At 30.3% G+C, this 8,734-nt stretch carries 6 protein-coding genes and 2 pseudogenes; 6 read left to right on the forward strand and 2 right to left on the reverse strand.

All coding sequences use genetic code 11. The features are described from left to right. Window positions 1-81: 81 nt before the first annotated feature. Window positions 82-353, forward strand: a pseudogene (locus tag QRN68_RS27105) (IS66 family transposase); the annotation flags it as partial. Between the two features lie 260 nt (window positions 354-613). Here the strand turns inward: QRN68_RS27105 and QRN68_RS17005 are convergent. Together QRN68_RS17005 and QRN68_RS17010 are read right to left on the reverse strand one after the other, a co-directional pair. Continuing rightward, complete coding sequence (locus QRN68_RS17005; protein ID WP_285398100.1) at window positions 614-1,327, reverse strand: hypothetical protein; 714 nt, start codon at window positions 1,325-1,327, stop codon at window positions 614-616. A 9-nt stretch (window positions 1,328-1,336) separates the two neighbouring features. Beyond that, entirely contained in the window at window positions 1,337-2,143 is an 807-nt protein-coding gene (locus QRN68_RS17010) for a hypothetical protein (RefSeq protein WP_285398101.1), read from the reverse strand. A 489-nt stretch (window positions 2,144-2,632) separates the two neighbouring features. Between QRN68_RS17010 and QRN68_RS17015 the strand changes: the two genes are divergently transcribed. From QRN68_RS17015 to QRN68_RS17035, 5 genes and pseudogenes are all read left to right on the forward strand, one after another. After that, window positions 2,633-2,944, forward strand: coding sequence for a hypothetical protein (locus QRN68_RS17015; protein WP_285398102.1), 312 nt, complete (start codon window positions 2,633-2,635; stop codon window positions 2,942-2,944). Window positions 2,945-3,027: 83 nt separating this feature from the next. After that, window positions 3,028-4,470, forward strand: a complete 1,443-nt coding sequence (locus QRN68_RS17020) for a hypothetical protein (protein ID WP_285398103.1) — start codon at window positions 3,028-3,030, stop codon at window positions 4,468-4,470. Continuing rightward, window positions 4,460-5,752 (forward strand): DUF262 domain-containing protein, encoded by a 1,293-nt coding sequence (locus QRN68_RS17025; protein ID WP_285398104.1) that lies wholly within the window; start codon window positions 4,460-4,462, stop codon window positions 5,750-5,752. Before QRN68_RS17020 ends, QRN68_RS17025 begins: the two co-directional genes overlap by 11 nt. Before the next feature lie 3 nt (window positions 5,753-5,755). Next, the gene (locus QRN68_RS17030) at window positions 5,756-8,101 is read left to right on the forward strand and encodes a DUF262 domain-containing protein (RefSeq protein ID WP_285398105.1); all 2,346 of its coding nucleotides are present in this window, start codon (window positions 5,756-5,758) and stop codon (window positions 8,099-8,101) included. Window positions 8,102-8,213: 112 nt separating this feature from the next. Further along, a pseudogene (locus tag QRN68_RS17035) lies at window positions 8,214-8,376 on the forward strand (IS110 family transposase); the annotation flags it as partial. Window positions 8,377-8,734: the final 358 nt, after the last annotated feature.

An 8,734-nucleotide genomic window follows, 5' to 3' on the forward strand; every position in this document is an offset into this window, starting at 1 on the left:
TCATTGGAACATAAATCATTCAACGACTGTATAATTTTGGTTAATCAACACGTGTAATGGAATAATTCTTTTCGTGATGGGATTGAAATCGATAATAACCCTACTGAAAATGCGATTCGTCCAAATGTGATTGGTCGTAAGAACTGGCTATTCTCTGTTAGTGAAGTTGGCGCTAAAGCGAATGACATTTGTTTAAGTTTGGCTGAAGCGCAAAAGCAAACGGCATCGATTTCTATCAATACCTAATGACGTTAATGACAGAATTGCCAAGTTTACCGATTCATCAACAGCCAGAGATTTTAAAGAATTACATGCCTTGGTCGAAAAAAATCCAAACTACATGTGCAAAATAGCCATCTATCCGAAAAAAAATAGGATAGAGGCCATTAGTCGTGTGTATCGAAAAGGTGCGCTTTTTTTATATTTCGGGCTTACAACAAAAAGAAGACTTCAAGTAAGTGTGGTTTGAAATAAACAAGAGGGCTGGGACATAACTGGTCAAAACCTAAAAAAGTGCGAGAAATCAATTTTAGAAACGTTGATTTCTCACGCTTTTCTGATGTAAAATTTTTTAATTTTACTTTGAAAATATACTTACGTCCCAGCCTCTTAATTATTTTCTATTTAAGATCTTTTGAACTTTATTAGCAATTTCTAAAGTTTTTTCAGCAGATAATTTTCGTCTACAAAATATAACACCTCTTTGGCTTAAAGAAACTTTTATGTATCCATCAGGGAATTCGGAGTCATCGATTAATAACTCTATATTTGAAAGTGCGGCTCCCTTAGTCTTTTTAAACTTTTCCCACTCTGGCCCTAAATTAACTTGATCACCTTGAAGTAGAACATTATTTAGGTTTGTTAAACCTAAATTACTAAACCAACCTGAAGTAATTCTTATGTCAGGCGCATACTTTAAAATTTTTTCTACAGTGTCTATAAGATTAACAGTTAAAGGGGTGCTTTTAATTCCGGTTTTTTTTGATAATCTACTTAATGCTGAATGAGTATTATCAGCTTTATGACCACCGAATGTATAGATGTAATTATCGTTTTTAGAGGGTTTAAAAACTGAAAATTTATAAAGCCTCATAATAGTATTAAACTCTTTAGTGCCTAGTTTCCCTTCCACAGAAAATCGTTGATAATGTTCTATTTGAAATGTTTCATAGTTTTTAACTATCAAATCTTTTTTTGTAGATTTAAAAAATTTAGTTTCAGCGGGAGTTTTTAAGCCCTCTATAGTATTTTCTTCTCTACCGACAATAGTTGTGTCGATCTTTTTTGGAAATTCGTTTAATGTATTGATTGTAAGTATTGTCCCCATCTTGACCTCCTAAAAAATTAATAAATCTTTTATTATCTCAATTGAACTCTGAAAGTGTCCTTTGGTTTTAGCTGTTAATGTAATACCTACATTAGTATCCACTGAGATCACTGAGGAATCATTTGAAGTAATTTCAAAACTTGAATGGTTTAGATGGTAGTTTTTTTTATTAATTACGGGCCATATATTTTTCAATTCAAGTTCGCTATTATTTTTATTTATACTGAGAGAGATCTTTGACAGTTTTACATCATTTTCATTCAAAGTCTCTAATAAATCATTTGTTACATAATTGATATTCTCATTTATTTTCCTGAAATTAGAAATGTTATCAATTGTAATCGTCCATTGATTAAAATCTGTATTATTAGGTTCATAAATATGAGTTTTTCCTAATTCTACATTAGCTGCTATTCCTCTATGAAACATCTTTATCCTAATATCATTTTTAAAAACTTCCTGCCATTCATTGGAATTTACAAAATTAGAATTATTAATAGTACCCTCAAACTTTTTAAGTAAACTTTCTATATCTTCACTCTTTTTGTAATCATTAACAAAAATTGAAATCCTGTAATCGTATTGTGAATAATTGATTTTTAAAAGAATCCATCTAATACATTTTTTTATAGCAGGAATTTTTAAAGCTACTAGTGATAAAAAAGTAAACACGATACCTAATAAAGTTAATCCATCGGTATTTAGTAATGATTTCCAAGAAAATTCATTATTGAAAATCGTATGCGCAAAAAAAGAAATAACTAAGAATGTAATTGCGATCCAAAAAGAAAGGGTATCTATAATATTTTTGTACAATTATTTTCGCCCCTAATAGATTAATTTTAATTTTGTATTCATTATACTATATATTACCTATAATAAAGCATTTTATAACAGGGAAAATTTCACTTAGAGTAATAATAGCGAATCTTTTCGTTAGTGAGGGAGAAACTAAATAATTGAATATAAAATAACCTAGAGCTAAATATAGAGAATGATTTGAAAGTAAGTCAATCAGGCCTTCAGATGAGTATTCATAAAAGATTAGAGCAAGAAGATATTAAATATTTGTCGCATTCATAGTCGTTTAAGGGAATTGAAGATTATAAAAAGTTCTACAAAATAAGCCTTTTAAGGAAACCATTTTGCAAGCGTTTCATATATTCCTTATAATGTTAAATAAAGTTAAAATATTATATTTGAGAGTCTGAGGTGAACTGAGATGAAGAAGGAACGGTGAGAGCTGTCCGTTTTGCGATATTTTTCACAATTAGAAATATCCTTATTGAAGTTAGGAGGATTACTTTGTACAAAACTAATATATTACTAAAAAAAATAGCCGAAACGATACCTTCATCCAATATCTTATCTAATTTTAATGAAATTTCGACCGGTTATAAATATGATGCTCTTATGATTGAGTATTGGGGTAATACTCATGAAGATGAAGAAAAACTGAAACAATTAGGAAATGTACTTTCGCCTGAAGGTATGGCTTTTGTTTTAGTTCCTGCAACTGTTCTTTTCAGTATGAAACATAAAAGTAACAGAGAATATATATTAAATAATTTCCATATTAAAGGCGTAATTACTCTAAAAAACACGGTATTTGATTAAAGAATCTCTTGAATGAAATCCATTTGTTATAAATGAATATTTGAAATTGGATAAATTGTAAATAGAGATGGAGGCGATAATTTATGGCTATTAAACATGAAGTATTTAAAAATAAAATCAGTAAGGATGCCTATCAATTTTTAGTATGGTTGCATTCTAAAGCTTTACATGAAATTGAAATGAGTTTATTTGAGCAAATAAAGAACATTCCCGAAATCAAAGAAGTTTTTCCACATGCTCTAACGGATGAGGATTCACAGTTAAAAATAAAAACGTTATACCTTAGATATTGTCATTTGATTGAGCATTTAATTGCGGAGTATCAAGAATTAGAAAGTGATGAAAAGCAACAGATGATTGACTATTATGTTTTTAATAATAGTTTAAAGGAGTTGAATTTTTTAGGGATGGGATTTTATTACGACTGTAAATATAAACAAACGACCGCAACGCTTTATAAAGGACGTTCTAAACAAGTCAATTGGAAGCAAAAAGCAAGTGATGAAACACGAAAAAATAAAGTTAGCACGGATGCCGTCAAAGAAATGTTTAAAGCATGTAGACAACACATTAATACCGGTGGAGATATTGAATTGAAATCCTATTCCAAGTGTTTTATTTTAGATTTATTTAAGTACATTTCACTCTATGAACAACCGGATGGACATTTTCTTGCAGATGTTTATGTAAAAGAAAAAGCTGACATTAATATCATACAAGTTCATGACCAAACGATCTCCATACAAAAATATATTTTAGCAGACTATCGACTTCAAAACATTGAATTTGCCATAGACTTTAGCGAACCTAGAAACTATGACCGAGATAATTTTTATAGATGGTATAAATCATTTATGGAAACTGAATTTAAAAAAGAGTCATCTGAAACCCCTAGTATTTCAGAATATAAAAACTTTGAAGAGTATTTTCAATATTACTTTGCTAATAATTTGAATCAATCTGAAAATCGTACTCAAGTGAGTTTAATGGTGTCGCCAGTATCAGATAGGGAAGTTGTCTTGTCAGGTGATTTATGGGAAACGATTGACTTTGAGACGAATGAAAATCAAAGAGATGCTTGCATTCATTTTTCGTTTACTGAGGAAGAATTATTTGAACTGATCATTGCCTATTTTGTTACCTTTTTAAACATGTTCAACCGCAACGAGGAAGCAGATTTAGCTCAAGCTTTTCGAAATGATGTGCTAGCGATTTTAGATAAACTGCAAGAGATTATAAATAAAAATAGCGAAACAGAAGTTCCAAATAATACTATCGGGGAAATCGACATTACTAAAAAAATTGATGCAATCAAACACATTGTAGCAGTAGAAAGCACAAATAAAAAAGTGTTGGGCTTGCTTGAAATGATTGATTGGGACTATGAAAAAAAATATTGGAGCGATAGGAATGTTGATAAATTTGTCTTTAAAAAAATCTACAATAAAAATGCTGAAAATATATTCGTAAATGTATTGAAATGTGTTTGTATTGACGCGGTAAGGGGGAAGCATTTTGGAATTTGAAAATAATAAAATGATAGATTTAGACATACTCGATTGTTACTTTGAAGATAATTATGTATACCTTCCAATTATTCAAAGAAACTATAAGTGGCTAGCTAAGACACCTAAAGAAAACCCTGAAATCCACTCTGCCGAAAAATTCGCGCATGATTTATGGCATTCCTTTTTAAACTCAGAAACAGTAAATAATCGCTATACTGTTGGAATGATTACGCTCTACTCAGAAGAAAATGAAGGTGAAAGGAACCGTGTTCAAATCGTTGATGGGCAACAACGAATAATTACGTTGAAGTTATTATTAAAAGCTCTAGACAAGAACAATGCTAACTTCAAGTTGGATTTTGAAAGAGATGAAGGCTTAAATCCCTACGAAACACGAAAACAATTTTTAAATTATGGCCTTGGCCAAGACCAACCGATTCCTTATGAAAACACCGATATACAACGATTCACAGAAAATTTCAAATCGATAAATGAATTTCTTCATAATCAAGAGGAATTCGAACAAAAAAAGGATAGCTTCAAGCACTATCTATTTCATAATGTGTTTATTTTATTTCATCTTACAAATGTTGAGCCCATTGATGAATTTCTCAATATTAATAAAAACAAAACGCGATTTACAATTTCAGATCATATTAAGGCACAATTAATTATTGATAGTTCCACTAAAGATGAAAGAATACAGATACTCGAACTATTTACAGCATTATCAGAAAATCTCTTTGATGATACGATTTGGAACATTGTAAGTTTAGGTTATACTCCGAAAAATATTGCAGAAAATATTCGAAACATACAATTATGCTATCCTGATGAAAATAGATTAAAAATATTATTTTCTGATAGATACGAAGGCAATAGTAAACTTAATTATGAAAAAACAAAAGACCTGCAACAATTATTTTATTATGAAAGAATTTTAAATACGTTACATGACGATATGGACTTACACAATATTAATCAATCAAATGGATTCGAATGTTACTATCATGTGAACCCTTTCCCCAAAAAATACTTTGAATTATTAAATGGACAAGCTGACTGCTCAAAGTATTTTGAAGAAGTTTTGTTTGAAGAAATTAAACCAGAAAGCATATTCATCAAAAACTGTTTTATTCAGTCCCAACTTTCCAGCAAGACAAAATTTGATGACGTCCAAGGCTTAAAGGAAGAATCAGATACACAAGCATGGTTATCAATGGCAGATGAGTTATGGGGAAATTTTGTTGAATATTACGAATCGTATATAGATAGAAAATATTCGAAGGTAGAGGTCTAAAATATGGATACAAATAGGATTACGTTAGGAACTCTTTTGAATACATATTCATCCATTGTCATACCGGACATACAACGAGACTATATCATGGGAAGTGGCGGAATAAAACTGAAAAATTTATTGGACGCGATGAGAGATGCATATAAAAAGAATGTAGACTTCAACTTCAGTTGTATAATGGGCCATGTTAATCCCCGTAATAATACGCTTTCAATTTATGATGGGCAACAGCGAATCGTTACGTTGATCTATTTATGTGCCTATTTATGTCAAGATGATTTAAATCATAAACAGACAAGCCAGCTGTTAAAGAAATTTAAATTCCTTTATCGAAAAGAAGCAAACGATTATCTTCATAGCCTATTAATTGAACAAAACCCGACTTTATCAATTGTGGATTTCACTACTTTTTCCATTAATAATTTAATTTGTGCTTTTGAAAAAAGGGATTGGTTATCTAACCCATCTGTTTACTCAAATTATAAAAACGAAATTCCCTTAGACTTTCTATTAAATCATATCTATATGGAAAGTGTATTAATCGATGAGATAGGCGATGTGGAACAGTTTTTTATCGATTTAAATGATGGATTAGACCTGAAAGAATACGAAATTTATAAAGCGGAATTATATCATAAAGCAAAACGTATTTTAGGCAACGATTTTAACAATTTTGCTTTGTCAATGGAAAATGAATGGCTTCAATTTTTCAGGAATTATAAATCGGAAGCGTGTTTAGAAGAAGAAATTGAAATCTTATTTGTGAAGTTTTGCTTATATATGATGTGGAATGAAGAAGAACAAATCCATGATAATTATGATGCATCCGATATTGATTGGATTGAAGCCAAACACTTAAAAAAAGTGGAAGAAATTATAAATAATATGCTTCAGCTAGATTTGAATGAAATTGAAGTTGCTTCCTGTATTAACTACTCTTTTAGCACCAGAAATCGAAAAGATACAAGTGATATTCATGCTGTGGAAGGTGTTTTTTGGAACTTAGAACATCATCAATATGCCTCGATACTTCATACTTTCTTAAAATCATTTTGTAATAATACACATAAAGGTGAACGAGATACTTACAAAATAAAAGATGAGGCAACTCATGATGCTATAATATGGGCATATATTTCGAATCTAGACAAAAATGAGAAGGAACTACATGAATATTTGAGAAGTATTAAGTTATTTCTTAACAAAAATATAATTGAAAATAATACAGCCTATTATGATAAAGAGCATGATATTTGGTACACAGCTTATAGTGCATATGGTATTCCTACATATTATTCAAAATTAGATAACTCATTTGCTCGTTTTAATAAAGAAAACGAACAATGCAATAGTTATTTAAAAGCTGTGATCAGATTGAATAAACATTTTAATCACTATATCTCTTTAAATAAAGAAATAAAAACAAACAATAATCGATTAGCAAAAGTAATTTATCATGAGCAAAAAAAACATCTATCTAATAGTTATGAAGAAATTAAACAACTTGAAAATCTTCCTTTTATCAATGGGTTTGTCAAAAACCTACTTGATGAAAATGGCGATCCGATCATTACAATGAAAGAATTAAAAGAAAGATTAGGTTTTGTAAAAAATAATCCTACTTATTTAAACGAGGTTATCGGTACATTACTTAACCAATTCTCCTACGTAGATGTAGTCGAATTAGAAAAACATATTTTCAGACAATCCTTATGTATCACTTGGCGAGCATATACGGATAATTGGAGTAGCTACAAACAAGGCGGAAAACTAGTCTTACAAACTTTGACTGATTTATTCGTCGCTGAGGATTTAAGAGGAATAATACAAGCATGGATTAAAAGGAAAAATCACCCTATAGATCAACCTCTGGATGATACTATTTTATTTATGAGAGCCTATCAATACATTCCAGAAAAAGGATTTGGTAATGAAAATCTACAAGTAATTACCGTGAAACCTTCCGATGTTAAAAAGGGCCTATACTCAAGTGCTCCAAAATTCGGGTATCCATATACCTCATACAATTTAAAAGACCATATCAATTTGATAAATAAAGATATGAATTTATCGAATTGCGAAAATGATATTAAATACAGTATTGAATATCAAATTAAAAAAGATTGGTTAAAACTAGAGTTAGAAAAAAATATGGTGTATTATTGCGATACAAAGTGGCTTTATTTTGTCTTTTTAGATGAATATACTAAAACTGTATCAAGTGGAAAACAAGATATTATGAACATGGTCGCGAATAATAAAGAAGTTGTTAGATTTATCCATGACAAGTATTATTTTATTCCTTATGTAGTAATGAGCGCATATTTAAATAGACAGCAAATAATTTAAGGAACAGTATTTGGCCAGAACATATTAAATAAAGGGATAAAGTTGCTTAAACTATTTTTATTATTTACGCTGTCCACATAACAAAGCGCAATTCACCTTGCTAGAGATGTCAACACTTTATCAAAGCCTTCTCGTCAGTCTTAATATGTACATTGATTTACTTCAAGCGTACCGCCAACAACTTTCTACGTGAGATTGATCAGTTGGCGGCACAACTCGAAGAATATGAATTAATCCAGTCACTTCCTGGTATAGGTGAAAAAATCGCAGCCACGAAACTTCCCCATTTCCAAATTTTCTTCTTTCACTAAACTGCTGCGTTAGTTGAATATAGTTCCTCGCCATTTAAATTAACACGTTAACTAATTCGAGCGGAAAAAAGACTATGTATTCGCATCGTTATAGAACTTTCTATAATGTAACTTTATTAATGCGAGTTGATATACCAATTCGTATGAAAATTGTTAAAAACCGCTTTATATCAATAAAAAAAAGGATATCCAAATCATTGCGATGGTATCCTTTTTATAGTGTTTTTTAGAGTTTTGTACTCGAAAACAGAACCGGTTACTAGGATAGTAAGCCCGTAATCAAATAACGCATATAAATAACCAGGCACCTCCGGTACGATAA

It is taken from the genome of Lysinibacillus sp. fls2-241-R2A-57 (assembly GCF_030209535.1).
Taxonomy (GTDB): Bacteria; Bacillota; Bacilli; order Bacillales_A; family Planococcaceae; genus Lysinibacillus.

Coding starts and splice junctions, on each gene's coding strand:
- QRN68_RS17005 (WP_285398100.1), bottom strand. CDS start 1,327: ATGGGGACAATACTTACAATCAATACATTAAACGAATTTCCAAAAAAG.
- QRN68_RS17020 (WP_285398103.1), top strand. CDS start 3,028: ATGGCTATTAAACATGAAGTATTTAAAAATAAAATCAGTAAGGATGCC.
- QRN68_RS17030 (WP_285398105.1), top strand. CDS start 5,756: ATGGATACAAATAGGATTACGTTAGGAACTCTTTTGAATACATATTCA.